Here is a 25,659-nt window from a genome sequence, read left to right as displayed (position 1 = left end):
GCCCATAATGGACGGGTGAGTTCCCCCGACGCCGCGACGCATGACAGTACGGTGCGCATCAATCCCAGCATCCTCGCCGCCGACTTCGTCAACATGCAGACGGAACTGCAGCGCATCGCCGCCGCCGACTTCGTTCACGTCGACGTGATGGACAATCACTTCGTCCCCAACCTCACGTTCGGTCCGCAGATGGTCGAGCGAATCCAGGCGACATCGCCCGTGCCGCTGGATGTGCACCTCATGATCGACGATGTCGACCGCTGGGCACCGGGCTATGCAGAGATCGGCGCGGCATCCGTGACCTTCCACACCGAGGCAACCGCAGAGCCCGTGCCTCTGGCGCGCCGACTGCGGTCCATGGGGGCACGCGCCGGAATCGCACTGAAGCCGGCTACACCGGTCGAGCCGCTCTTCGACATCCTCGACGAGTTCGACCAGATCCTCGTGATGACCGTCGAACCCGGATTCGGCGGTCAGTCCTTCATGGCTGACATGATGCCCAAGCTCCGGACCCTCGCCGATGAATGCCGCCGCCGCGGTTCCGCGGTGTGGTTGCAGGTGGACGGCGGCATCTCGGAGTCCACGATCGAACAGGCCGCCGCAGCCGGGGCCGACACGTTCGTCGCCGGATCAGCCGTGTTCGGGGCGGGCGACCCGGATGCTGCGATCGCAGGGCTGCGTTCTCGCGGTGCGCACGCCCATCGGCACTGACCGAGCAGGCCGCGCGGTTCGCTACCCTGGCATGGTGAAGTCCTTCGAAGAGCTGTTCGCCGAATTGACGGTGAAGGCGCAGACCCGTCCCGAGGGTTCGGGGACCGTCGCAGAGCTCGATGCTGGCATCCACGCGATCGGCAAGAAGATCGTCGAAGAGGCCGCTGAGGTGTGGATGGCCGCCGAGTACGAGTCTGACGAGGCTGCAGCTGAAGAGATCTCGCAATTGTTGTACCACCTGCAGGTGTTGATGCTGGCGAAGGGTCTTTCGCTCGAGGACGTGTACCGACATCTCTGAACCCGTCGCCCCCTCCCGCTTCGACCCGAAAGACCCCCATGCTCCGAATCGCCGTGCCCAACAAGGGCTCGCTGGCCGAGACGTCTGCCGCCATGCTCACCGAAGCCGGGTACACCGGCAGACGCGACCCGAAAGACCTCCACGTCATCGACCCTGCGAACGAGGTCGAGTTCTTCTATCTGCGGCCGCGCGATATCGCGACGTATGTCGGCTCGGGTGCCCTGGATGTCGGGATCACCGGTCGCGACCTGTTGCTGGATGCCAGGATGCCGGCGCGCGAGGTCGAGTCCCTCGGCTTCGCCGACTCCACCTTCCGCTTCGCGGGGCCTCCCGGAAGGTTCACCGAGCTCGCTGACCTCGAGGGAATGCGCGTGGCTACGGCTTACCCGGGCCTTGTGGACTCGTTCCTTGACGAGCGCGGGATCGCTGTCGACCTCGTTCCGCTTGACGGCGCGGTCGAATCCGCCGTGCGCCTGGGCGTCGCTGACGCCGTCGCCGATGTGGTCTCGACGGGCACGACCCTCAAGCAGGCGGGGCTGGAGATCTTCGGCCCGGTGCTTTTGGAGTCCGAAGCCGTCCTGATCGGAGGGCCCCGCGAGGTCGAGGGGACCGAGACTCTCCTGCGGCGTCTGCGCGGCGTCATGGTTGCCCGCCGATACGTTCTCATCGACTACGACCTCCCGGCGGACCTCGTCGATCGCGCAGTCGAGATCGCACCGGGTATCGAATCACCGACGATCTCGCCGCTCCGGGACCCGTCGTGGGTTGCTGTACGCGTCATGAGCCCGCGCAAGGGCGTCAATCAGGTGATGGATGCCCTGTACGGCATCGGCGCTCGCGCCATCCTCGTGACCGAGATCCACGCGGCGAGGCTCTAGATGGCTGTCGCGACGCGCGTCATCCCGTGCCTCGACGTCGCCGCCGGGCGGGTGGTGAAGGGCATCAACTTCCTGAATCTCCGCGACATGGGAGACCCCGTCGAACTTGCCGCGGCGTATTTTCGGCAGGGCGCTGACGAGATTACGTTCCTCGACGTCACCGCGACTGTCGACGAGCGCGCGACAACCTACGACGTCGTTCAGCGCACCGCCGAAGAGGTCTTCATCCCGCTCACCGTCGGGGGAGGGGTACGCTCGGGCGACGACGTGGCTCGGCTCCTCGGCGTCGGAGCAGACAAGGTCGGGGTCAACTCCGCCGCCATCGCTCGCCCCGGGCTCGTCGACGAGATCGCCGATCGCTTCGGCGCGCAGGTCCTCGTGCTCTCACTCGATGTGAAGCGCTCCGCAGCGGTCGACTCGGGATTCGTCGTGACCACCCACGGTGGCCGCACCGAGACGACGCTGGATGCGCTGGCATGGGCTCGCGAGGCCATCGATCGAGGTGCAGGCGAGCTCCTGGTCAACTCGATCGACGCCGATGGCACACGGGAGGGTTTCGATCTGGAGCTCGTGTCGCTGATGCGCGAGATCTCGTCGGTACCGGTGATCGCCTCCGGCGGTGCGGGATCGGTCGAGCATTTCGCGCCGGCCGTTCACGCCGGAGCAGACGCTGTGCTGGCCGCGAGTGTCTTCCACTCCGGTCAGCTCACCGTCGGTGATGTCAAGTCTGCACTGGCAGCCGAGAACGTGGAGGTGAGAGCGTGACCGATGTCGATGACCGCATCACGGCAGTCTCCTTCAACCCAGACGGACTTGCGCCGGCGATCATCCAGCAGTGGGACACCGGAGAGGTGCTCATGCTCGGATGGATGGATGCTGAAGCGCTGCGGCGTACGCTCACCAGCGGCCGCGTGACCTTCTGGTCGCGCTCGCGTCAGGAGTACTGGCGCAAGGGCGATACGTCCGGGCATGTGCAGTATGTGCGCGGTGCGAAGCTGGATTGCGACGGCGACGCGCTCCTGATCGAAGTCGAGCAGATCGGTGCAGCCTGCCACACCGGTACGCGAAGCTGCTTCGACACGACCGACCTCGAACCGGCTGTCACCCACGGGGACGCATGATCGCGCGGGCCCGGCTCGTCGGAGTTGTCGCTCTGCTGATCGCTGGTGCGACGGGCCTCATCTCCTCGACCCAGACGTGGCTCCTCGTGTCGTTGACAGACGGTGCCGCGGAACCGCTCGCCGTGGCGGGGGCGTCCGCGGTGGTGCTCCTCGCGCCGCTGAGCCTGACGGCGCTCGCGCTCGGAGCCGCTCTATCCATCGTCGGTCGGATCCTCCGTCCCGTGTTCGGTCTGATCGGGGCCGCCCTCGGGGTCACTCTGGCCGTCCTCGCAGCACCGATCGCCATCAACGCCCCCGTAGACGCCGTCGCAGCCGAAGTTGCAGCCGTGACCGGCATCCGCGGCGAGAGCGCGATCGCGGAGCTTGTGGCAGGGATCACCGTCACGGCCTGGCCCGCCATCACCCTCGTCGCGGCCGTCATTATGGCTGCCGCCGGGACCTGGGTTCTCGCGACAGCCCGCCTGTGGCCCGAGGGTGGGAAACGGTACCAGGCCGAGCGCGCCGAGCGACGCCAGAGCGGCGAACCCCTCGATGCCATCGACTCGTGGGATGACCTCTCCCGTGGCGGGGACCCCACCACCTGACCGCTAGACTGGCCACAGCCCGCGCACTACCGGAGGATATCCATGAGCAACCCCATCGGCGACCCCGGCCACGGACACTCGCCGGCGGCCTGGACGGCTGTCGTCATCATGCTCGCTGCCATCGCCCTGGGCACAGTGGCGTTCTTCCTGGAGATCGTCTGGCTCGTGTGGGCGTCGGTAGTCCTTGTCGTGGTGGGGGCGCTCGTCGGTTGGATCATGGCGAAGGTCGGCTACGGCGTGGGCGGCTCCAGGTACACCGCGAAAGAGCATTGAGCATGCTCGCCGACCTCACGGCCGGCGCTCTCGAGGACGCCCGGTCGCGCGAAGCCGTGCGGCCGCTTGCGGATGTCGAACGCGCCGCACGTGATCGTCCCGCCGCGCTCCCGGCACTCGAAGCACTGGCACCCACCGAGAACGTGCGCATCATCGCCGAGGTCAAGCGTGCCAGCCCATCACGCGGCGACCTCGCCGAGATCCCCGACCCAGCCCACCTCGCATCTCTGTACGAGCGCGGGGGAGCATCGGCCATCTCGGTTCTGACGGAACAGCGTCGGTTCAAGGGGAGCCTCGCGGATCTCGAGTCAGTCCGTGCTGCAGTATCCCTCCCGGTGCTGCGCAAGGACTTCGTCTCCACCGAGTATCAGGTCTTCGAGGCCCGCGCGGCAGGCGCCGATATCGTTCTGCTCATCGTCGCGGCCCTCGACCAGCCGGTACTCGAGCGGCTGATGCGCCTTATCGAACAGCTCGGGATGACGGCACTGGTCGAAACACACTCGCTCGAGGAACTGCAGCGTGCCGCGGACATCGGTGCACGCCTGGTCGGCGTCAACGCGCGCGACCTTTCCACGTTCGAACTCGACCGCGGTCTGTTCGGGCGCCTGCGCGAGTCCATCCCCGCGGATGCCATCGCTGTCGCGGAGTCCGCTGTGCTAGCGCCGGCCGATGTCGCGCACTACCGGGCTGCGGGCGCAGATGTCGTCCTCATCGGCGAGGCGCTGGTTACCGGTGACCCCGTCGCGACCCTCACCACGTTCCTGGAGGCAGGATCATGACCACGAGCCTGCGCGAACAGCGCGGTCCCTTCTTCGGCGACTTCGGCGGGCGTTTCATGCCCGAGTCGCTCATCGCCGCAATCGACGAGCTCACTGCCGAATACGAGGCAGCTCGCATCGACCCGGCGTTCCAGGCGGAGTTCGTTCGGCTGCTGAACTCGTACGCCGGCAGACCTTCTGCCCTCACCGAGGTGCCGCGGTTCGCCGAGCACACCGGCGCCGGGCGGGTGTTTCTCAAGCGTGAGGACCTGAACCACACGGGGTCCCACAAGATCAACAACGTGCTCGGCCAGGCTCTGCTCACGCAGCGTCTGGGCAAGACGCGGGTGATCGCGGAGACCGGAGCCGGCCAGCACGGTGTGGCAACTGCCACGGCTGCGGCGCTGTTCGGTTTCGACTGCACGATCTATATGGGCGAGGTCGACACGCAGCGCCAGGCGCTGAACGTCGCCCGCATGCGGCTGCTCGGAGCCGAAGTCATCCCGGTCACGACGGGCTCGCGAACGTTGAAGGATGCCATCAACGAGGCATACCGCGACTGGGTCGCCAGCGTTGAGAACACGAACTACATCTTCGGCACCGCCGCGGGCCCGCACCCGTTCCCTGCCATGGTCCGTGACTTCCAGAAGGTCATCGGCGAAGAAGCGCGCGCTCAGCTTCTGGATGAGATCGGACGGCTTCCCGATGCCGTCTTCGCGTGCGTCGGCGGCGGATCGAATGCCATCGGCATGTTCGATGCATTCCTCGACGACGAGGGCGTCGCCCTCTATGGCGTCGAAGCGGCCGGGGATGGCGTCGACACGCCCCGGCACGCGGCATCCATCGAGCGGGGCACGCCGGGCATCTTGCACGGCGCCAAGACCTTCGTCCTGCAAGACGAAGACGGCCAGACGGTCGAGTCCCACTCGATCTCGGCAGGCCTGGATTATCCCGGGGTCGGACCCGAACACGCCTGGCTCGCCGACATCGGTCGTGCCCACTACATCCCCGCCACCGACACCGAGGCGATGGAGGCACTGCGCCTGCTTTCGCGCACCGAGGGCATCATCCCGGCGATTGAGTCGGCTCACGCCCTCGCCGGTGCCCTGCGCATCGGGCGCGACCTCGGACCGGAAGCGGTTCTGGCCATCTCGCTGTCCGGTCGCGGCGACAAAGACATGGACACCGCGGCCCGGTGGTTCGAGCTGTACGACGAGGGAGCCCAGCCGTGAGCGCCGTCGCCACCGCGATCGACGCGGCCCGGGCTGAGGGCCGTGGCGCCCTGATCGGCTACCTTCCCATCGGCTATCCCGACCTGCAGACCAGCATCGAGGCCGCCGTCACGTTGGCCGAGGCCGGCGTCGACATCCTCGAACTTGGACCGCCGTACTCGGATCCGGTGATGGACGGGCCGGTCATCCAGGAGGCAACCAACGCTGCGCTGCAAGCGGGCTTCCGGATGCGTGACACCTTCACCGCGGTTCGCGAGGTGTCAGCACGCACCGACGTTCCCGTCCTGGTCATGACGTACTGGAACCCCGTAGTCCAGTACGGAGTCTCCCGCTACGCCGACGACCTCAGCGCCGCCGGTGGCGCCGGGCTGATCACACCCGACATCACCCCCGACGCGGCATCCGACTGGCTCGCCGAGAGCACGCGAACGGGCCTTGACCGGGTGTTCCTCGCCGCACCGAGTTCGACCGATGCCCGCCTCGAGATGATCGTGCGCGAAACCACCGGGTTCGTGTACACCGTGTCAACGATGGGCATCACGGGGGAGCGGGCGCAACTGGATGCTGCAGCCCGCGCTCTCGTCGCCCGCCTTCGCGAGCACGGTGCAGAGCGCGCGTGCGTGGGCATCGGCGTCTCCAACGCCGACCACGTGCGCAGCGTCCTTGAATACGCCGACGGTGCAATCGTCGGCACGGCGCTCGTGCGGGCGCTGCGTGATGGCGGGCTCGACGGCCTCGCTGCTGCAGCGCGCGAGCTCGTCGCAGGCACCGTTCGCGAGTGAGCCCGCCCCACTCGAACTAGACTCACGTCGTCGGCCCTCCGGTCGGCGCCCGACCAACCGAGGACGATCGACATGATCAGCGCTTTCCAGAACGTCCTGACGAGCATCCCCAGTCCGAGTGTCAGCTACATCGACCTCGGGCCGCTGCGCATCCACTTCTACGCGTTGTGCATCATCGCCGGCATCATCGTCGCCGTCCTGCTTACGAACTACCGCCTGACCAAGCGCGGTGCCGAGAACTGGATCGTCATCGACATCGCGCTGCTCGCGGTTCCCCTCGCGATCATCGGCGCTCGGATCTACCACGTCGTCACGCACCCCGGCTTCTACTTCGGCGAGGGAACCGACATCTGGGCGGTCTTCCGCATCTGGGAGGGTGGCATCGCCATCTACGGCGCGCTCATCGGCGGGGCAGTCGGGGCGTGGCTCGGATGCCGCTGGACCGGCATCCGATTCTGGTCATTCGCCGATGCTTTGGCGCCAGGTCTGATCATCGCCCAGGCCATGGGACGACTCGGCAACTGGTTCAATCACGAGCTGTTCGGCCTTCCGACCGACCTCCCGTGGGGCTTGGAGATCGAGTCCACCAACGCCGCGTTCCCTCCGGGCCTTGCCCCCGGGACCCTGTTCCACCCGACGTTCCTGTACGAGATGATCTGGAACCTGCTCGGCGCTGCTGTGCTGCTGTGGGCGGGGCGTCGTTTCGCGCTGCAGTGGGGACGCCTGTTCGGTCTCTACCTGATCTGGTACAGCGCCGGCCGCATCGTCTGGGAGTCGATCCGCATCGATCCCAGCGAGATCTTCCTCGGCATCCGCACCAACGTGTGGGCAGCGATCTTCGGCGTCGTCATCGGCCTCGCGATCATGATCGTGCAGAGGCGCCGCCACCCCGGGCGGGAGCCTTCACCGTACGTTCCCGGTCGCGAACGCGCCGCGAAAGGCACTGTACAATCGCAGGACACTCCCGACTTCGTCGACGTCAGCGAACCACCGGCCCCCGAAGTCACCGCCGGCAGCGCCACAAGCACCACACGGCCGCAGTGATCTGATCACCGGAGTAGTACCCCGATCACCGCGTACACCACACACAGCCGGGCCGACGTCGTCCCATCTTGAGCATCAACGTGAGGACGGTAGCAATGGCATCGAGCCCCCGTCGCATCGCCACCGGCGAATCCGGCTTCCCCGCCAAGCAGGGGATGTACAACCCTGACTTCGAACGGGACGCGTGTGGCCTGGCCATGGTCGCGACCCTTCGTGGGGAGCCCGGTCACGACATCATCGACCTCGCTCTGACCGCCCTTCGCAACCTGGAGCACCGGGGTGCAATCGGGTCGGATGCCGGTACTGGCGACGGCGCCGGCATCCTCACGCAGATGCCGGATGCCTTCCTTCGCGCTGTCGTGGACTTCGACCTGCCTCCGATGGGGGAGTACGCGGCGGGCATGGTCTTCCTTCCCCTGGATCACGAAGCTCGGGCCGAGCAGAAGGCTGGCATCGAGCGCATCGCGGCAAGCGAGAACCTCGAGGTCCTCGGCTGGCGTGAAGTCCCCACCGACGAGGAGCACCTCGGCAAGCTCGCGTTTGAGGCGCGCCCGGCCTTCGAGCAACTGTTTGTTTCGCGTCCCGCGGTCGGTGACGCCCCTGCGCTGTCGGGAGTCGCGCTGGATCGCCGCACCTACCGGCTCCGCAAGCGCAGTCGCACCGAGCTCGGCGCATATTTCGTCTCGCTGTCGGCACGCACCCTCGGCTACAAGGGCATGGTCACGACGCTGCAGCTCGAGCCGTTCTACCCCGACCTGCAGGACGAGAGGTTTGCATCCGAGCTCGCCGTGGTTCACTCGCGGTACTCGACCAACACCTTCCCCTCGTGGCGACTGGCGCAGCCGCTGCGCATGCTCGCACACAACGGCGAGATCAACACCGTCAACGGCAACCGCAACTGGATGCGCGCACGCCAGTCACAGCTCGAGTCCGAGCTGATCGGCGACATCCGTCCGCTGCTTCCGATCTGCACCGACGGCGCCAGCGACTCGGCCTCCTTCGACGAGGTGCTCGAGTTGCTCACGCTGACCGGCAGAAGCCTGCCTCACGCCATCATGATGATGGTCCCCGAGGCCTACGAGAAGCAGGTCGGGCTCGACCCTGATCTGCGCGCGTTCTACGACTATCACGCGATCCAGATGGAGCCGTGGGACGGCCCCGCAGCCCTCATTTTCACGGATGGCACGCTCGTCGGCGCGACTCTGGACCGCAACGGCCTGCGTCCCGGACGATGGACCGAGACCACCGACGGCCTTGTCGTCATCGGCAGCGAGACCGGTGTGCTCGACTTCGAGCCCGAGCGCATCAAGCGACGCGGACGCCTGCGCCCTGGCCGCATGTTCCTCGTGGACACGGCGCAGCGCCGGATCATCGAGGATGACGAGATCAAGCGCGATCTGGCGACGATGCAGCCCTGGCAGGAGTGGCTGGACGCCGGTCGCGTTCGCCTGGCGGAACTGCCCGAGCGTGAGCACATCGTGCATCCGATCGCGTCGATCACCCGCCGTCAGCGCACCTTCGGTTACACGGAAGAAGAAGTCCGCATTCTGCTGACCCCCATGGGGCAGAAGGGCGCGGAGCCGCTCGGCGCTATGGGCAGTGACACCCCCGTCGCGGTCCTGAGCGACCGCCCGCGCCTGCTGTTCGACTACTTCACCCAGCAGTTCGCTCAGGTGACCAACCCGCCCCTGGACTCGATCCGAGAAGAGGTCGTCACCTCGCTCTCGCTCGGTATCGGCCCCGAGCGGAACCTCTTGGACTGGGGCCCGAGCCACACGCGCACCGTGACCCTGGACTTCCCGGTCATCGACAACGATGAACTCGCGAAGATCCAGCACATCGATACCGCAGTGCCCGGACGCTCCTCGGTAACCATCCGTGGCCTGTACCGCGTCGAGGCTGGCCACAAGGGGATGCAGAAGCGCATCGCGCAGATGTGCAGCGAAGTCGACCAGGCGATCGAGGACGGTGCCGAGTACATCGTGCTCAGCGACCGCGACTCCAACAAGGACCTCGCCCCGATTCCCTCGTTGCTGATGGTCGCCGCCATCCACCACCACCTGATCCGGCGCGAGACGCGAATGAAAGTAGGGCTGGTCGTCGAGGCTGGAGACGTCCGCGAAGTTCACCACGTCGCGACGTTGCTTGGTTACGGGGCGTCAGCAGTGAACCCTTACCTCGCCATGGAGACCGTCGAGTACCTCGTGCGCGCCGGGTACATCACCGGCGTTTCGCCCGAAAAGGCCGTCAAGAACCTCATCTACGCCCTCGGCAAGGGCGTTCTGAAGATCATGTCCAAGATGGGGATCTCGACAGTGTCGTCCTACGCGGGCGCCCAGGTGTTCGAGGCCGTCGGCCTGTCGCAGGAGTTCGTGGACGCGTACTTCACCGGCACCGAGACCAAGCTCGGCGGCGTCGGGCTCGACGTCATCGCCGCCGAGAACCGTGCCCGACACGCCTACGCGTACCCCGAGGACGAAGCAGAGCGCGCGCACGAGCGCCTCTGGACCGGTGGGGAGTATCAGTGGCGCCGAGACGGCTCGCCTCACCTGTTCAACCCTGAGACGGTCTTCCGCCTTCAGCACTCGACCCGCACGCGCCGGTACGACGTGTTCCGCGAGTACACCAAGCTCGTAGATGACCAGGCGAGCGAACTGAAGACCCTCCGCGGACTCTTCCGTCTGCGCACCGGTGTGCGCCGTCCCGTGCCGATCGACGAAGTCGAGCCGGTGTCGGCGATCGTGAAGCGGTTCTCAACCGGCGCGATGAGCTACGGCTCCATCTCGAAGGAAGCGCACGAGACACTCGCTATCGCGATGAACCGGATCGGCGGCAAGTCCAACACCGGTGAGGGCGGCGAGGATGTCGACCGTCTCCTCGACCCCGAACGCCGCAGCGCCATCAAGCAGGTGGCATCGGGGCGCTTCGGTGTCACGAGCCTGTATCTGACGGAAGCCGACGACATCCAGATCAAGCTGGCACAGGGGGCGAAGCCGGGCGAGGGTGGGCAGCTGCCCCCGACCAAGGTCTACCCGTGGGTGGCGCGCACCCGGCATGCCACCGCCGGTGTCGGCCTCATCTCGCCGCCGCCGCACCATGACATCTATTCGATCGAGGACCTCAAGCAGCTGATCTTCGATCTCAAGCGTGCCAACCCGCAGGCCCGCGTGCACGTCAAGCTGGTGAGCCAGTCGGGCATCGGTGCGGTAGCAGCGGGTACGGCAAAAGCGCTGGCCGACGTCATCCTGGTATCCGGACACGACGGCGGCACCGGTGCCAGCCCGTTGAACTCGCTCAAGCACGCAGGCACGCCGTGGGAGCTGGGCCTCGCCGAAACGCAGCAGACCCTGATGCTCAACGGCATGCGCGATCGTGTGGTCGTGCAGGTCGACGGCCAGATCAAGACAGGACGAGACGTGATCATCGGCGCACTGCTCGGCGCCGAGGAGTTCGGATTCGCCACCGCTCCGCTGGTCGTTTCCGGATGCATCATGATGCGTGTCTGTCATCTCGACACCTGTCCGGTCGGTGTCGCCACGCAGAACCCCGTCCTGCGGTCGCGGTTCACCGGCAAGCCGGAGTTCGTCGAGACCTTCATGGAGTTCATCGCTCAGGAGGTGCGCGAGTACCTGGCAGAGCTCGGGTTCCGCTCGCTCGACGAGGCGATCGGTCATCATGAACTGCTTGACACCAACCGTGCGATCGCGCACTGGAAGGCAAGCGGAATGGACCTGACACCCGTGCTGGAGGGTCCCGCGTTCTCCGACGACGAGCCGCGCCGCAACCTGCGTCCGCAGGATCATGAGCTCGACGAGCACTTCGACGTCCCGATCATCGAGCGGGCGCAGGATGTGATCGCGCACGGCGGCCAGATCACGATCGACCTGCCCGTGCGCAATACGGCCCGCGCGGTCGGTACGTTGCTCGGCCACCACGTGACGAAAGCTCAGGGCCAGAACGGTCTGCCTGCAGGTTCCATCACGATCAACCTCACCGGTTCGGCAGGGCAGTCCTTCGGTGCGTTCATGCCCGCAGGGATCACGCTGCGGTTGACGGGAGACTCGAACGACTACGTCGGCAAGGGGCTCTCCGGCGGTCAGATCGTCATCCGGCCTCCCGAGGATGCTGCCTTCGATGCGTCGCAGAACGTCATCGCCGGCAACGTGATCGGCTACGGCGCAACGCAGGGAACCCTGTTCCTGCGCGGCATCGTGGGCGAACGGTTCTTTGTCCGCAACTCGGGGGCGACCGCTGTCGTCGAAGGGGTCGGTGACCACGCGCTCGAGTACATGACCGGTGGTCTCGCCGTCATCCTGGGACCGACGGGCCGGAACCTCGGTGCCGGCATGTCGGGAGGAACCGCGTACATCTACCGGCTCGACGCCGACCTCGTCAACCGGGAGGCGCTGGCCACCGGTGAGCTCGAACTCGGACCGCTGGGTTCCGGGGATGCCGAGATGCTGCGCGATCTGCTCGCGCAGCACGTCGAACAGACCGAATCCGCGCTTGCCGCAGACTTCCTCGCGCGCTTCGACGAGGAGGTCGCCAACTTCGTCCGCGTCGTTCCTCGGGACTACGCCGCCGTGCTGCGTACACGGCAGGAGGCTGTCGACGAGGGCCTCGACCCCGACGGCGACGTTGTTTGGACCCGCATCCTGGAGGTGACCGGTGGCTGATCCCAAGGGCTTTTTGAAGGTGACCGAGCGGGAGCTGCCCGCACGCCGTCCGGTGCCTGTTCGCATCATGGACTGGAAAGAGGTCTACGAACCGGGCGACAGCGCTGTGCTGCGCCGGCAGGCGGGACGCTGCATGGACTGCGGCATCCCCTTCTGCCACCAGGGATGCCCGCTGGGAAACCTCATCCCCGAATGGAACGACCTCACGTGGCGTGGCGAGGGGCGTGCGGCGATCGACCGTCTGCACGCCACGAACAACTTCCCGGAGTTCACGGGTCGGCTCTGCCCCGCGCCGTGCGAGAGCGCGTGTGTGCTGGGGATCAACCAGCCGGCGGTGACGATCAAGCAGGTCGAGGTCTCGATCATCGATCAGGCCTTTGCGAGCGGGTGGGTCGAGCCCAAGCCGCCGGGCCGCCTGACGGGGAAGACCGTCGCAGTGGTCGGTTCAGGCCCAGCGGGCCTCGCCGCCGCGCAGCAGCTCACGCGGGCTGGTCACACCGTCGCTGTCTACGAGCGGGATGACCGTATCGGCGGCCTGCTGCGCTACGGCATCCCGGACTTCAAGATGGAAAAGCGCCACCTGGAGTCGCGTCTTCGTCAGATGCAGGATGAAGGAACCCGGTTCCGTGCCGGCGTGAACATCGGCACCGACATCACCTGGGATGCCCTGCGTGCCCGGTACGACGCTGTCGTCGTCGCAACCGGCGCAACAGTTCCGCGGGACCTTCCGATCCCAGGACGCGATCTCGCCGGCGTCCATTTCGCGATGGAGTACCTCGTCGAGTCGAACCACGCTGTCGCCGGGGATGCCGTAGCCAACCAGATCACGGCGGAGGGCAAGCACGTGATCGTGATCGGTGGCGGCGACACCGGTGCGGACTGCATTGGAACGGCACACCGCCAGGGCGCGCTGAGCGTCACGAACCTCGCGATCGGTCGCCGCCCTCCCGAGGCGCGCCCTGAAGCGCAGCCATGGCCGATGGCCCCCACCCTGTTCGAAGTGCAGTCAGCCCACGAGGAAGGCGGGGAGCGGATGTACCTCGCGTCCACCGTCGAGTTCCTCGGTAACGACGCAGGCGAGGTGCAGTACCTGCGGGTAGCTGAGACCGAGTTCGTGGACGGCCGACGCATCCCGAAGAGCGGCACCGAACGCGAGATCCCCGCAGATCTCGTGCTCATCGCCATGGGCTTCACCGGCCCCGAGCGACTTCTTCTGGAAGACCAGCTCGGCACCAGATTCACCGATCGCGGCAACGTTGCCCGTGAGGACGATTACCAGACGACGCATCCGGGGGTGTTCGTTGCCGGTGACGCCGGGCGCGGCCAGTCCCTCATCGTCTGGGCGATCGCCGAAGGACGCGCGGCCGCTGCAGCGGTGGACCGGTATCTGATGGGCGACACGGAGCTTCCGTCTCCTGTTAACCCGACGGATGTCGCCATCGGTATGGCGCACGCGTAGGCTGGGCCCGGCCCCTGCCTATACCCGCAGGCCTTCTGCCTGCATCACGCAAACAACGGAGCATACTCGGATGAGACGCGCGAAGATCGTCGCAACCTTGGGCCCGGCAACCTCGACATACGAGATGGTTCGCGCCATCATCGATGCCGGTGTTGACGTGGCCCGCTTCAACCTCTCCCACGGCGACTACTCGGTTCACGAGAACAATTTCGCCAATGTCCGCAAGGCTGCCGACGACGCACAGCGCGCCGTCGCGGTTCTCGTCGACCTGCAGGGACCAAAGATTCGCCTAGGCAAGTTCGAGAACGGACCCCACGACCTCGCGGTCGGCGACATCTTCAAGATCACGACCGAGGACATCCTCGGCACGAAAGAGATCGTCTCAACGACGTTCAAGGGTCTTCCTGCCGACGTGAAGCCGGGAGACTTCCTCCTCATCGACGACGGCAAGGTTCGCGTCAAGGTCGTCGAGACCGACGGCACGGTCGTCACGACCGAAGTCATCGTCGGCGGCCCGGTGTCCAACAACAAGGGCATCAACCTTCCCGGGGTCGCGGTCAACGTTCCCGCCCTCTCCGACAAAGACGAGGCTGACCTCCGCTGGGGTCTGCGCACCGGCGCCGACCTGATCGCCCTGTCGTTCGTCCGGGATGCCAAGGACGTCCAGCGTGTTCACGTGATCATGGCCGAGGAGGGCCGCCGGGTTCCGGTTATCGCCAAGATCGAGAAGCCGCAGGCCGTCGACAACCTCGAGGAGATCATCGACGCCTTCGACGGCATCATGGTCGCCCGTGGCGACCTCGGCGTGGAGCTTCCGCTGGAGGCCGTACCGATTGTGCAGAAGCGCGCAGTCGAGCTGTGCCGCGCGATGGCCAAGCCGGTCATCGTCGCCACGCAGATGCTCGAGTCGATGATCAACAACCCGGTTCCCACGCGCGCTGAAACGAGCGATGTCGCCAACGCGGTCCTCGATGGAGCCGACGCGGTGATGCTTTCGGGCGAGACCAGCGTGGGGGAGTACCCCGTGGTCGTCGTACAGACCATGGCTCGCATCATCGAGTCGACCGAAGAGCACGGCCTTGAGCGCATCGCACCTATCCACACCAAACCGCGCACCCAGGGTGGCATCATCACGCTCGCCGCCAACGAAGTTGCCGACTTCGTGGAGGCCAAGTTCCTGTGCGTGTTCACGGAGTCGGGCAACTCAGCCCGCCGCCTGTCGCGGCTGCGACCGAAGATCCCCATGCTAGCCTTCGCCCCAGACCCGGCGATCCGCCGTCGTATGGCGGTCACCTGGGGCATCCAGTCGACCCTCGTCGAACACGTGTCACACACCGACCGGATGTTCCTGCAGGTGGATGACTATCTGCTTGCGAACGACCTGGCCAAGGTCGGAGACAAGGTTGTCGTGATCTCGGGTTCGCCTCCCGGAATCGAAGGCACGACCAACGACATCCGCATTCACAATGTGGGGGATGCGGTGCACGGCAAAGCGCCCGCGTACCAGAACGCGGGCTGACACTCGCTTCGCACGACACGGTCGCGCTCGGCACTATGCTGAGCGCGACCGTTTCGCATTCGGAGGTAGCCGTGCTCGGCATCTGGGACATTTTCTAGTTCGCGCTCGTGATGTTCTACATCGCCGCCTACATCTACGTCGTGGCGCTGATCATCATCGATCTCTTCCGCGACCACACTCTGGCAGGCGGCTGGAAGGCGCTGTGGATCATCTTCCTGGTGCTCGTGCCGTTCCTGACGGCTCTGGTCTACGTGATCGCGCGAGGACGCGGGATGGCCGCTCGCGCGAGCATCCGTCGCGGGGTGGTTCCCGAGACCGACGAGTATCGTCCCGCCGCTGCCGCGAACCCGACTGCCGAGATCGAGCGCGCCAAAGCGCTCCTGGATGCCGGCACAATCTCGCAGGGCGAATTCGACGCGCTCAAGAGCAAGGCACTCGGGAACCAGTTCTTCGGCGCCTGAGCCGCGCCCATCGTGCGCTCTTCCCAAGCCGCACGATCGAGACATGAGAAGAGCCGCACCCCTGGCGGGTCGCGGCTCTTCTCACGTGCCGGTGGTGGGAGTCGAACCCACACGCCCTTTCGGGCAACCGATTTTGAGTCGGTCGCGTCTGCCATTCCGCCACACCGGCCTGGCACGTCCGCATTGACCATACCGTAGGATTCAAAGGTGACAGAGCAAGAGCAGGCCGCTACGTCCGCCGCCCGGACCCCCCGTCGTGTCGTCGTCGCCGAAGATGAGTCCCTCATCCGGCTCGACATCGTCGAAATCCTTCGCGACAACGGCTTCGATGTCGTCGGCGAAGCCGGCGACGGCGAGAGCGCGGTTCAGCTGGCCACGGAGCTACGCCCAGACCTTGTCATCATGGACGTCAAGATGCCACAGCTCGACGGCATCTCAGCCGCCGAGAAGCTCAACAAGAACAACATCGCACCCGTCGTTCTGCTCACCGCCTTCAGCCAGAAGGAACTCGTCGAGCGAGCCAGCGAAGCTGGTGCCCTCGCGTATGTCGTGAAGCCCTTCACCCCGAACGACCTCCTTCCCGCGATCGAAATCGCTCTTGCCCGCCACGAGCAGATCCTCACGCTCGAGGCAGAAGTTGCCGACATGGTCGAGCGGTTCGAGACGCGCAAGCTCGTGGATCGGGCCAAGGGCCTGCTGAACGAGAAGATGGGCCTCTCCGAGCCTGAGGCATTCCGGTGGATTCAGAAGGCCTCGATGGACCGCCGCCTCACCATGCAAGACGTCGCGAAGGCGATCATCGAGCAGCTGGCGCCGAAGAAGGCCTGACACCCCGGCCCGCTCAGCCCGGGCATTCGCTCACGCGCAGAGTCGACGAGCGCGCGACGCTGGTTCACGCCTCAGGGCGCGTGAGTTCCTCGGGGAGCGGCACATCCTTGATGAGGTTCGTGATCCGAATTGTGGAGCAACGACGGCCCTCATCGTCGGACACCACGATCTCGTGAACGGTCATGCTGCGGCCCAGATGCACGGGCGTGCACACGCCGGTCACGAGACCCGAGCGCGCGGACCGCGTGTGCGTTGCGTTGATGTCGACCCCGACCGCGAGGCGTCCGGGGCCCGCCCAGAGGTTCGCGGACATCGATCCCAGCGATTCGCCGAGAACGACGTACGCGCCACCATGCATGAGGCCGACAGGCTGCGTGTTGCCCTCCACGGGCATCGTCGCAACGGAACGCTCCACGGTGAACTCGACGAACTGCATGCCCATTTTTTGGGCGAGAGTCCCCATGCCGCGCTGCGCCGCCCACTCCATACCGTTGACATTAGCCGGATGCTGCGTGCTCATGACCACCCTCGGGAGAAGTGCTGTCGGAAGCCGTGGGTAGGCTGACAGAGTGACGGACTCCTCGAAGCCTACCCTCCTGGTCGTCGACGGCCATTCGCTGGCCTTTCGGGCGTTTTTCGCCCTCCCCGTCGAGAACTTCACAACCAAAGACGGGCAGCACACCAACGGGATCTACGGTTTCCTGTCGATGTTCGTAAACCTGCTGAAAGCCGAAAAGCCCACGCACGTCGCCGTCGCCTTCGACACCTCGCGCCAGTCGTTCCGTACCCGTGAGTATGCGGAATACAAGGCCAATCGCGCCGAGACGCCCAAGGAGTTCCAGGGGCAGATCCCTCTGCTGCAGGACTGCCTGCGTGCCATGAACATCACGGTGCTCCAGCAAGAAGACATCGAAGCCGACGACATCCTCGCCACGCTCGCCACCCGCGGCGCCGAGGCCGGCTACACCGTGCTGGTCTGCTCAGGCGACCGCGACACGATCCAGCTCGTTGATGAGCGCATCACACTCCTCTACCCGAGCGTGCAGGGAGTGTCCCAGCTCAAGCGGTACGACCCCGAAGCCGTGCGCGAGCGTTACGGCGTCTCCCCTGAGCAATACCCTGACATCGCGGCTCTGGTCGGCGAGACCAGCGACAACCTTCCCGGCGTCCCGAAGGTGGGGGAGAAGACCGCGGTGAAGTGGCTCACCCAGTTCGGCACCCTCGACGAGCTGCTCGAGAACGCCGACCGTGTCACGGGAGTGGTGGGCAACAACCTGCGGGAGCACCTCGATGACGTCAAGCGCAACCGGGCGCTGAATCGGTTGTTGCGCGACGTCGAACTGCCGGTCGGCCCCGACGAGCTCGCTGTCACCGGCATGGACGCACAGGGCATTCGCGACATCTTCGCGCGCTTGGAGTTTCGTACCCTGCTGCCCCGAGTCTTCGATGCTTTGGGTGGCGAGGAACCCGCGGATTCGGCGCCGGCGGTGCAACTCCCCGCAGCCACAGAGGTGGACGCTGACGCTGCGGCTGCTTGGCTGGCAGGGGGCGAGGGCGAGGTCGCGGTCACCGTCGTTCCCGGCGCAGGTGCCGCGAGTTCCGCATCCCTCCCCGCCCGCCTCGGGTTCGCGCGCGAAAGCGACGTCGTCGAGACGAGCTGGACGAGCGAGTCCGCAGCGCGCCTCTCGGCATGGTTCTCGTCCGATAGCCCGAAGGTGTTCGCCGACGCCAAGCCGCAGATCAAGATGTTGCGCCGGGCGGGCATCACCGTGGGGGGAGTCGCGTTCGACACTGCGCTGGCCGGGTGGCTTCTTCGTCCGAGCTTCCCCGACAAAACACTCGGAGATCTCGTCGACCGATACCTGGGAGAAAAGCTCCCCGAGGCCGATCCGACGCAGCTGATTCCCGAGACCGAAGGGGCCACTCCCGGACAGCTGTCATGGTTCACGCTGCGAGTCGCAGACGCGCTGCGGGCTGAACTGCCGGACGACCTCGCCGGCGTGCTCCGCGAGATCGAGCTTCCGACGCTCGACGCACTCGTCGACATGGAGCTGGACGGGGTGGCGGTCTCGCACGAGACGCTCGCCGGGTTCTCGGCAGAACTCGGCACCCGCGCCGACGCGATTGCCGCCGAGGCGTTCGAGACGATCGGTCGCGAGGTGAACCTGGGTTCCCCGAAGCAGCTCCAAGAGGTGCTGTTCGAAGAACTCGGGCTCCCCAAGACGCGCAAGACCAAGACCGGGTATTCGACGGATGCCGCGGTCCTGGCCGATCTGCAAGAGACCAATCCGCATCCGTTCCTCGGTCTGCTTCTCCAACATCGCGAAGCGACGAAGCTCCGGCAGATCATCGAGTCGCTGGATGCCGCGATCGGCGCCGACGGTCGCATTCACACCACCTACGTGCAGACGGGAAGCCAGACGGGGCGCCTCTCGAGCACCGACCCCAACCTGCAGAACATTCCGATTCGGACCGAGGACAGTCGACGCATCCGTTCGGCCTTCGTCGTCGGTGACGGCTACGACACCCTCCTGACCGCTGACTACTCGCAGATCGAAATGCGCATCATGGCGCACCTGTCGGAGGACCCCGGGCTTATCGAGGCCTTCAACTCCGGTGAGGACCTGCACCGCTTCGTGGGCGCGCGCGTGTTCGGTGTGGACCCCGGCGATGTCACTCCACAGATGCGGACGAAGGTCAAGGCCATGTCGTACGGCCTCGTCTACGGCCTTTCAGCCTTCGGGCTGTCCAAGCAGCTTCGCATCGAACAGGCCGAGGCCAAACAGCTCATGATGGAGTACTTCGCGCGATTCGGTGCGGTGCGCGACTACCTCCGAGCGTCCGTCGAGAAGGCGCGGATCGACGGGTACACCGAGACGATTTTCGGCCGTCGTCGCCCCTTCCCTGACCTCACCAGCCCCAACCGGGTTCTGCGCGAGAACGCCGAGCGCGCTGCGCTCAATGCTCCCATCCAGGGCAGCGCTGCCGACATCATGAAGATCGCGCTGTTCCGCATCCACCAGGACCTCCGCGACAGCGATCTACGTTCGCGGGTGCTGCTGCAGATCCACGACGAACTCGTGGTCGAGGTCGCGCCGGGGGAGTGGGACCGGGCTGAAGAGATCGTCAGGCAGAGAATGGCTGACGCGGCGACACTCTCCGTACCGCTGGATGTCGAAGTCGGCCGCGGCGGCGACTGGAATCTTGCCGGGCACTGACCGCCTGTTCTGGCTAGGCTCGAACGCATGACTGAAGCTCCTCGATCTGCCACGCCCATCGACGCGATCGCAGATGCGTGGGTCGACACGCTCGCGGAGCGTGTCCCCACTCTCGCCACCTACATCGGTCGCTCTGAGCACAATGCACGCTACGGCGACTACTCGCCCGCCGGCGCTGACGCACTCGCCGTCGAAGCCCGCAAGACGCTTGCCGCGCTTCGCGCCGAAGAGCCTGTTGACGACATCGACAGAGTCACGAAAGCAGACCTCACCCGCGAGCTGGAACTCGACCTTGAGCTCCACGACGCCCAGTGGCATCTTCGCGACCTGAACGTGATCGCCTCGCCGCCGCAGGACATCCGCGCGGTCTTCGATCTCATGCCCACCGACACCGCCGACGAATGGTCGGTCATCGCGACGCGACTGGGAGCGGTGCCAGAGGCGGTGCGCGGCTACGTCGAAACGCTCCGCGCCGGCGTGTCGGCAGGGGTTGTCCCTGCACAGCGGCAGGTGCGCGAGGTCGTGACGCAGATCGGCCGGTACACGAGTGACCGTGGCTTCTTCGCGGAGTTCGCCGCTGAGGCAGCGCCCTCCGACGGGCAGCTTCCGGCATCCCTCGCGCGCGAATTGTCCGACGCAGCCGGTGCTGCCCGCGTGGCGTACGAGGAGCTCGCCGACGTGCTTGCCGGCGAGGTTGCGCCGGTCGCTCCGGAACAGGATGGCGTCGGCCGGGACCTGTACGCGCTGCATTCACGGCGCTTCCTCGGCGCGACCATCGACCTCGACGAAACCTACGAGTGGGGGATCGAAGAGCTCGCGCGCATGGTAGCCGAGCAGGAAGAGATCGCCGACGAGATCCTCACCGGAGCCAGCGTCGAAGAGGCTGTCGCGTTTCTCGAGAAGGATGCTGCGCGAAAACTCCACGGGACGGAAGCGCTGCAGAGATGGATGCAGCAGACGAGCGATCATGCCGTGGCGGAGCTCGGGGAGACGCACTTCGACATTCCCGAGCCGATCCGCACGCTCGAGTGCATGATCGCGCCCACCAAGGAGGGCGGGATCTATTACACCGGCCCGACCGACGACTTCTCACGCCCCGGGCGCATGTGGTGGTCAGTGCCCGAGGGTGTCGAGGAGTTCGACACGTGGCGGGAGCTGACGACCGTTTACCACGAGGGCGTTCCCGGTCACCACCTGCAGATCGCGCAGGCCGTCTACAACCGGGCACAGCTCAACTCGTGGCGGCGTCTGCTGGCCGGCACCTCGGGCCACGCCGAGGGGTGGGCGCTCTACGCCGAGAGACTCATGGAGCAGCTCGGCTACCTAGATGACCCCGCCGACCGGCTCGGCATGCTCGATGGCCAGCGGATGCGCGCGGCGCGCGTCGTGTTGGACATCGGTGTGCACCTCGGCAAGCCCCGCTTGGACGGCGACGGCGTGTGGGACCACGACTACGCTCTCGCCTTCATGCGCCGCAACGTGAACATGTCGGATGAGTTCATTCAGTTCGAGGTGAACCGCTACCTGGGCTGGCCGGGCCAAGCACCGTCCTACAAGGTCGGCCAGCGAATCTGGGAGCAACTGCGCGACACGGTTGCCGAGCAGCAGGGTGATGCTTTCGACATCAAGGCCTTCCACAAGCGCGCGCTCGACATCGGTGGCGTCGGGCTCGATACGCTGCGTGCGGCGTTGCTGACCTGAGGATCGGAATAGGGACCGGAATCGTATGGTTCTATGCAAGTGCATGGAAAGGATGCCGTCATGATTCAGTTCGGTCTCGATACCTTCGGTGATGTCACTGTTGATGAGAGCGGAGCGCCCCTCTCGGATGCACAGACGCTGCGAAATCTCGTCGAGCAGGCTGTCCTGGCCGACGAGCTCGGCATCTCGTTCATCGGGGTGGGGGAGCACCACCGCCCCGATTTTGCAGTGTCGAGCCCCGAGATGGTGCTCGCGGCCATCGCTGGCCGAACCCGCGACATCCATCTCGGCACTGCCGTGACCGTTCTGTCTTCAGACGATCCGGTGCGGGTCTACGAGCGGTTCGCGACCCTGGATGCCATCTCGAACGGGCGTGCCGAGGTGGTACTGGGCCGGGGTTCCTTCATCGAGTCTTTCCCCCTGTTCGGGTACGACCTGAAGGATTATGAGGCCCTCTTCGAGGAGAAGCTCGAACTGTTTTCTCTCTTGCGCCAGGAGCGCCCGGTCACGTGGTCGGGCACGACCCGCGCCGCGCTCACGAACGCGGACGTCTACCCGAAGACCGAGGGCTCCGGCCTCACGACCTGGGTTGGTGTCGGCGGATCACCGGAGTCCGTCGTCCGGACAGCGCGGTACGGCTTCGGCCTCATGCTCGCGATCATCGGCGGGCCGGCTGAGCGCTTCGCACCCTACGTCGAGCTCTTCCACCGGTCGCTGGCCTCCTTTGGGCACGATCGCAGGCCCGTCGGTGTCCACTCGCCGGGTCATATCGCCGATACCGATGAGCAGGCGTGGGAACAGGCCTACCCCGCGTTCGAAGCGATGAATAACCGCATCGGAGCCGAACGTGGGTGGCCGCCCTATAGCCGCATGCGGTTTCAGCACGATGTCGGAGCCGGGGGAGCGGTCTATTCCGGATCTCCCGATCGGGTGGCACGCAAGATCGCCGACACTGTCTTGGCGCTCGGCATTGACCGGTTCGATCTGAAGTACTCGAACGGCACACTCGGGCACGACAAGCTGATGCGCTCGATCGAGCTGTACGGCACGAAGGTCATCCCGATGGCGCGCGAAATGATCGCAGAAGGCGCGGAGACACAGCGCGACGAAGCGACCGTAGGCTAGGGGAGTGCACGAGATCCGCTATGTCGCCATCGGTGACTCCTTTTCCGAAGGCGTCGGCGACGAGCTGCCTGATGGCACTGTGCGCGGATGGGCGGACCTCACCGCTCTCGGCTGGGCGAACGCGCTCGGCGCTCCGATTTCGTACGCGAACCTTGCTATCCGCGGCAAGCTTGCGTGGCCGATCGTCGAAGAGCAACTGGAGCCGGCGCTGGCTCTTCGACCGACGCACCTCTCGTTCAACGGCGGCGGCAACGACATGCTGCGGCCCCGCACGACGATCGCGAGCATCGCGGATGCTTTCAGCACCGTGCTGCGCCGGTGTGATGAGGAAGGGGTTCGCCTGGTTTTGCTCTCGGGCGCCAACCCGTCGGCTCAGCTGCCCTTCCGCTCGCTCATCCAACGCCGGGGAGACGATCTCTCGCGCGCGGTCGTGGCCCGAATCGCCGACCGTCCGGATGTCGTCCGTGCCCTCAACTGGCCGGATCGCGAGTTGTCGCATCCATCGTTCTGGTCTGCGGACCGCCTCCATATGAACTCTCGCGGGCATCACCGGGTGGCTGCACGCCTCCTCGGTGCCCTGGGTCATCCAGCACCAGGGGAGTGGTGGTCGATGCCCGCGCAGTCCACTGCCGACGCCGTTCGAGGATTGGCGTACTATCGCGCGCACGTTGGTCCGTGGGTTCGTCGACGGCTGACGGGCACGTCATCGGGTGATGGCCGGGTACCGAAGTTCGGGGATTGGGTGACGATCGAGCCCGAAGCGGCGTGAGCTGGTCTATCGTGGGGCACAAGGGGGTGGCGATGATGACGTTCTGGAACCGGCTGACTCGCCTCTTTGTCCGTAAGCCCGTCTCGTTCTCCGAGGCGAAAGAGGGTCGCGAAGCGCAGGAAGCTGTTGGGCGAGCGCGTGCCGCGGCTCAGCATCAGTTCCAAGACAGAACCGTGCGCAACAGCGGCTGGTTCATGTGACTCCGCCCGGATGCGGCCATATGCCACATCCGGAATCTAGTGTCAAGGCGCTTTCGACCGTGCGGTGCGTCCACCAAGGTGTTGGGTGTGGCTTCTGCCGCACTGACGAAAGGGACGCTCCATGAGTATTGGTACCGGCATCGTGCTGTTCGTGATCGGCGCGATCTTGGCTTTCGCCGTGAACGTCGAGGTCGAGTGGATCAACCTTGACCTCGTCGGCTACATCCTGATGGGCGCCGGTGTTCTCGTGTTCCTGTTCGGGATCATTCTGTTGGCGCGGCGGCGCCAGACCGAAACTGTGACTCGGTCGAGCGTCGATCCCGCAACGCAGGAGCGCGTGGATCGCCGCAGCACGAGCACGACCGACGACGGCGCGGGCCTCTGATCCTGGGGAGCTGCGCGACAGGCTCCTAGAGGGTTAGCGCCCGATCAGCTCCGCAGGGTGCGTCAGTCGCCACCAATCAGCGGGAGGGTCAATTGACTCGGTCACGATGAGGTCAGCGCGCTCCGTGTGAGGACCGGCGGTCCAGGCGATCTGACCCACGACGTCGCCCGTCGCGAACTCCGTCGGGTCAGCCATGGTGACCTCCACGGAAATCGGTGTGTCGGACCAGGTGAAGAATCGACGTCGCGCGAGATCACGACCTCGGTGGTTCCACCCCACGGTGCCGGGCGTCCTCCTGGCGCTGCGGAACGGCCCGGCCTATCCGTCAGACCTCGCTGTGACGCTCGGTGTGTCGCGACAGGTGATGTCGAATCAGCTCGCATGTCTGCGCGGCTGCGGACTCGTAGAGGCGGTTTCCGAGGGTCGGCGAGCGTCATACCGCCTGACAGAAGAGCACCTCACCTCGGCGTTGGGGGAGCTTCTGCACGTCACCCTGGCCGTCGAGCCTGACTGCTGCACAGGGGAGGGGTGCACCTGCGCATGACGATCGCGTCTCTCTCAGAGCAGCGGCGCGACACACTTCATCGACGCGTGCGCTGGATCGTGGCAGCCACCATCGGTTACAACGCGATCGAAGCGACCGTAGCGATCGCCGCAGGCCACGACGCGTCATCCGGCGCGCTCATCGCGTTCGGGTTGGACTCGATCATCGAAGTCCTGTCCGCAGCAGCGGTCGCGTGGCAATTCACCCGCCGCGATCCGGAGCGGTGGGAGGCCGGAACGCTGCGAGTCATCGCCGTGGCGTTCTTCGCGCTGGCTGCCTACGTCATCACCACGTCGACGCTCGCACTCATTGTGCGCGCCGAGCCAAACGACAGTCCGCTGGGTATTGCGATTACCGCGTTGAGCGTCATCATCATGCCGTTCCTCTCACTGTTCGAACGGCGAGCCGGTCGCGAGCTCGGCTCCGCGACGGCGGTAGCCGATTCCAAGCAGACGCTCATCTGTACGTATGTGTCGGCTGCGGTTTTGGGCGGGCTCATCCTGAACAGCACACTGGGCTGGTGGTGGGCTGACGCGATAGCCGGACTGGTGATCGCAGCGTTCGCCGTGCGAGAGGGAGTCGAGGCCTGGCGAGGCGATTCCTGTGCAACCTCGGTGGGCATGCTCATGGATTCGGATTCAGAGCACGAGCACGCCTGAGCCGCGGCGGTTTCTCACCGTCGGGGAGCGGGTATCGGATGTCCGGCTGCGACAGGAGCACGCGGTTCTCTCCTGATGGTGAAGTCAGTTACTCGTTCTTCCAGAACTCTCTGACTTGTCCGCCTGGATTGGCGGTTTGGCGTCGTTAATGCAACTATCTGCGTATGAATGCAGATAACAAGTGTGGGCTGTCGCCGGATAGTCAGTACGTTGAGCTCGCCGTCGAGGTGTTCTCGATGCTCGCGGATGCCACTCGCATTCGGATCATCCTCGCGTTGCGCGATGAGGAGCTGTCGGTCAACCATCTCGCGGACATCGTCGACAAGTCTCCGGCGGCCGTTTCGCAGCACCTCGCGAAGCTGCGCCTGGCTCGAATCGTGGCGACTCGGCAGGAGGGCACTCGGGTGTTCTATCGGCTCGCGAATGAGCACGCT

General features: G+C 65.8%; 27 protein-coding genes and 1 tRNA gene. 25 read left to right on the top strand and 3 right to left on the bottom strand.

The window, feature by feature from the left end; genetic code table 11:
- Positions 1-15: 15 nt before the first annotated feature.
- The 15 genes from rpe to B4F19_RS02565 all read left to right on the top strand — a co-directional run bounded on the left by rpe (position 16) and on the right by B4F19_RS02565 (position 15,796).
- Positions 16-711: a ribulose-phosphate 3-epimerase gene (rpe, locus tag B4F19_RS02635; RefSeq protein ID WP_292732694.1), complete on the top strand. Its 696-nt coding sequence runs from the start codon at positions 16-18 to the stop codon at positions 709-711.
- 34 nt (positions 712-745) lie between these two features.
- Positions 746-1,009 carry a phosphoribosyl-ATP diphosphatase gene (locus B4F19_RS02630; protein ID WP_292732710.1) on the top strand — a complete coding sequence of 88 codons (264 nt, stop codon included), beginning with the start codon at positions 746-748 and terminating at the stop codon, positions 1,007-1,009.
- 38 nt (positions 1,010-1,047) lie between these two features.
- On the top strand, positions 1,048-1,887 hold the full coding sequence (gene hisG / locus B4F19_RS02625; protein ID WP_292726638.1) for an ATP phosphoribosyltransferase: 840 nt from the start codon (positions 1,048-1,050) through the stop codon (positions 1,885-1,887).
- Positions 1,888-2,652, top strand: coding sequence for an imidazole glycerol phosphate synthase subunit HisF (gene hisF, locus B4F19_RS02620; RefSeq protein WP_228178711.1), 765 nt, complete (start codon positions 1,888-1,890; stop codon positions 2,650-2,652).
- Entirely contained in the window at positions 2,649-3,008 is a 360-nt protein-coding gene (gene hisI / locus B4F19_RS02615) for a phosphoribosyl-AMP cyclohydrolase (protein WP_228178710.1), read from the top strand. The genes hisF and hisI overlap by 4 nt, the downstream gene beginning before the upstream one ends.
- The gene (locus B4F19_RS02610; protein WP_228178709.1) at positions 3,005-3,592 is read left to right on the top strand and encodes a Trp biosynthesis-associated membrane protein; all 588 of its coding nucleotides are present in this window, start codon (positions 3,005-3,007) and stop codon (positions 3,590-3,592) included. The genes hisI and B4F19_RS02610 overlap by 4 nt, the downstream gene beginning before the upstream one ends.
- A 42-nt stretch (positions 3,593-3,634) precedes the next feature.
- On the top strand, positions 3,635-3,865 hold the full coding sequence (locus B4F19_RS02605; protein ID WP_228178708.1) for a DUF6704 family protein: 231 nt from the start codon (positions 3,635-3,637) through the stop codon (positions 3,863-3,865).
- A 2-nt stretch (positions 3,866-3,867) separates the two neighbouring features.
- Entirely contained in the window at positions 3,868-4,644 is a 777-nt protein-coding gene (gene trpC, locus B4F19_RS02600; RefSeq protein WP_228178707.1) for an indole-3-glycerol phosphate synthase TrpC, read from the top strand.
- On the top strand, positions 4,641-5,855 hold the full coding sequence (trpB, locus tag B4F19_RS02595; RefSeq protein WP_228178706.1) for a tryptophan synthase subunit beta: 1,215 nt from the start codon (positions 4,641-4,643) through the stop codon (positions 5,853-5,855). Before trpC ends, trpB begins: the two co-directional genes overlap by 4 nt.
- On the top strand, positions 5,852-6,637 hold the full coding sequence (gene trpA, locus B4F19_RS02590) for a tryptophan synthase subunit alpha (RefSeq protein ID WP_228178705.1): 786 nt from the start codon (positions 5,852-5,854) through the stop codon (positions 6,635-6,637). The genes trpB and trpA overlap by 4 nt, the downstream gene beginning before the upstream one ends.
- Before the next feature lie 72 nt (positions 6,638-6,709).
- A complete protein-coding gene (lgt, locus tag B4F19_RS02585; protein ID WP_228178704.1) occupies positions 6,710-7,681 on the top strand; it encodes a prolipoprotein diacylglyceryl transferase in 972 nt (323 codons plus the stop codon).
- A 95-nt stretch (positions 7,682-7,776) separates the two neighbouring features.
- Positions 7,777-12,357: a glutamate synthase large subunit gene (gene gltB / locus B4F19_RS02580; RefSeq protein WP_292726627.1), complete on the top strand. Its 4,581-nt coding sequence runs from the start codon at positions 7,777-7,779 to the stop codon at positions 12,355-12,357.
- Complete coding sequence (locus B4F19_RS02575) at positions 12,350-13,816, top strand: glutamate synthase subunit beta (protein WP_228178702.1); 1,467 nt, start codon at positions 12,350-12,352, stop codon at positions 13,814-13,816. Before gltB ends, B4F19_RS02575 begins: the two co-directional genes overlap by 8 nt.
- A 70-nt stretch (positions 13,817-13,886) precedes the next feature.
- Entirely contained in the window at positions 13,887-15,335 is a 1,449-nt protein-coding gene (gene pyk / locus B4F19_RS02570) for a pyruvate kinase (protein WP_292726625.1), read from the top strand.
- Positions 15,336-15,445: 110 nt separating this feature from the next.
- Positions 15,446-15,796 (top strand): SHOCT domain-containing protein, encoded by a 351-nt coding sequence (locus B4F19_RS02565; RefSeq protein WP_228178973.1) that lies wholly within the window; start codon positions 15,446-15,448, stop codon positions 15,794-15,796.
- Between the two features lie 86 nt (positions 15,797-15,882).
- Here B4F19_RS02565 and B4F19_RS02560 read toward each other — a convergent pair.
- Positions 15,883-15,965: transfer RNA gene (locus B4F19_RS02560), tRNA-Leu, on the bottom strand.
- A gap of 38 nt (positions 15,966-16,003) precedes the next feature.
- Between B4F19_RS02560 and B4F19_RS02555 the strand changes: the two genes are divergently transcribed.
- On the top strand, positions 16,004-16,624 hold the full coding sequence (locus tag B4F19_RS02555) for an ANTAR domain-containing response regulator (protein ID WP_228178700.1): 621 nt from the start codon (positions 16,004-16,006) through the stop codon (positions 16,622-16,624).
- Positions 16,625-16,688: 64 nt separating this feature from the next.
- Here B4F19_RS02555 and B4F19_RS02550 read toward each other — a convergent pair whose 3' ends face one another.
- Positions 16,689-17,144, bottom strand: a complete 456-nt coding sequence (locus B4F19_RS02550; protein ID WP_228178699.1) for a hotdog fold thioesterase — start codon at positions 17,142-17,144, stop codon at positions 16,689-16,691.
- A gap of 49 nt (positions 17,145-17,193) precedes the next feature.
- On the opposite strand from B4F19_RS02550, the gene polA reads away from it, so the two are divergent.
- The 6 genes from polA to B4F19_RS02520 all read left to right on the top strand — a co-directional run bounded on the left by polA (position 17,194) and on the right by B4F19_RS02520 (position 24,022).
- Positions 17,194-19,842 (top strand): DNA polymerase I, encoded by a 2,649-nt coding sequence (polA, locus tag B4F19_RS02545; protein WP_292732690.1) that lies wholly within the window; start codon positions 17,194-17,196, stop codon positions 19,840-19,842.
- Positions 19,843-19,869: 27 nt separating this feature from the next.
- Positions 19,870-21,543, top strand: a complete 1,674-nt coding sequence (locus B4F19_RS02540) for a DUF885 domain-containing protein (protein WP_292732688.1) — start codon at positions 19,870-19,872, stop codon at positions 21,541-21,543.
- 33 nt (positions 21,544-21,576) lie between these two features.
- On the top strand, positions 21,577-22,668 hold the full coding sequence (locus B4F19_RS02535; RefSeq protein WP_292732686.1) for an LLM class flavin-dependent oxidoreductase: 1,092 nt from the start codon (positions 21,577-21,579) through the stop codon (positions 22,666-22,668).
- A gap of 4 nt (positions 22,669-22,672) precedes the next feature.
- Positions 22,673-23,437 carry an SGNH/GDSL hydrolase family protein gene (locus B4F19_RS02530; protein ID WP_228178695.1) on the top strand — a complete coding sequence of 255 codons (765 nt, stop codon included), beginning with the start codon at positions 22,673-22,675 and terminating at the stop codon, positions 23,435-23,437.
- Positions 23,434-23,637, top strand: a complete 204-nt coding sequence (locus B4F19_RS02525) for a hypothetical protein (protein WP_228178694.1) — start codon at positions 23,434-23,436, stop codon at positions 23,635-23,637. The genes B4F19_RS02530 and B4F19_RS02525 overlap by 4 nt, the downstream gene beginning before the upstream one ends.
- Positions 23,638-23,758: 121 nt before the next feature.
- A complete protein-coding gene (locus B4F19_RS02520; RefSeq protein WP_228178693.1) occupies positions 23,759-24,022 on the top strand; it encodes a DUF6458 family protein in 264 nt (87 codons plus the stop codon).
- Positions 24,023-24,055: 33 nt separating this feature from the next.
- Here the strand turns inward: B4F19_RS02520 and B4F19_RS02515 are convergent, their stop codons facing one another.
- Positions 24,056-24,217, bottom strand: coding sequence for a hypothetical protein (locus B4F19_RS02515; RefSeq protein ID WP_292732683.1), 162 nt, complete (start codon positions 24,215-24,217; stop codon positions 24,056-24,058).
- Between B4F19_RS02515 and B4F19_RS02510 the strand changes: the two genes are divergently transcribed.
- The 3 genes from B4F19_RS02510 to B4F19_RS02500 form a co-directional block, all read left to right on the top strand.
- Complete coding sequence (locus B4F19_RS02510; protein ID WP_349675941.1) at positions 24,216-24,566, top strand: helix-turn-helix domain-containing protein; 351 nt, start codon at positions 24,216-24,218, stop codon at positions 24,564-24,566. The two genes, B4F19_RS02515 and B4F19_RS02510, sit on opposite strands and share 2 nt — an antisense overlap.
- Positions 24,563-25,225, top strand: coding sequence for a cation diffusion facilitator family transporter (locus B4F19_RS02505; RefSeq protein WP_228178691.1), 663 nt, complete (start codon positions 24,563-24,565; stop codon positions 25,223-25,225). The genes B4F19_RS02510 and B4F19_RS02505 overlap by 4 nt, the downstream gene beginning before the upstream one ends.
- A 164-nt stretch (positions 25,226-25,389) precedes the next feature.
- A partial coding sequence (locus B4F19_RS02500) for an ArsR/SmtB family transcription factor (RefSeq protein WP_292732681.1) occupies positions 25,390-25,659 on the top strand: 270 nt, incomplete at its 3' end.

This window comes from Microbacterium sp. UBA1097 (genome assembly GCF_002313585.1).
Lineage (GTDB): Bacteria > Actinomycetota > Actinomycetes > Actinomycetales > Microbacteriaceae > Microbacterium.
This window is presented reverse-complemented; position numbering and strand designations above follow the sequence as displayed.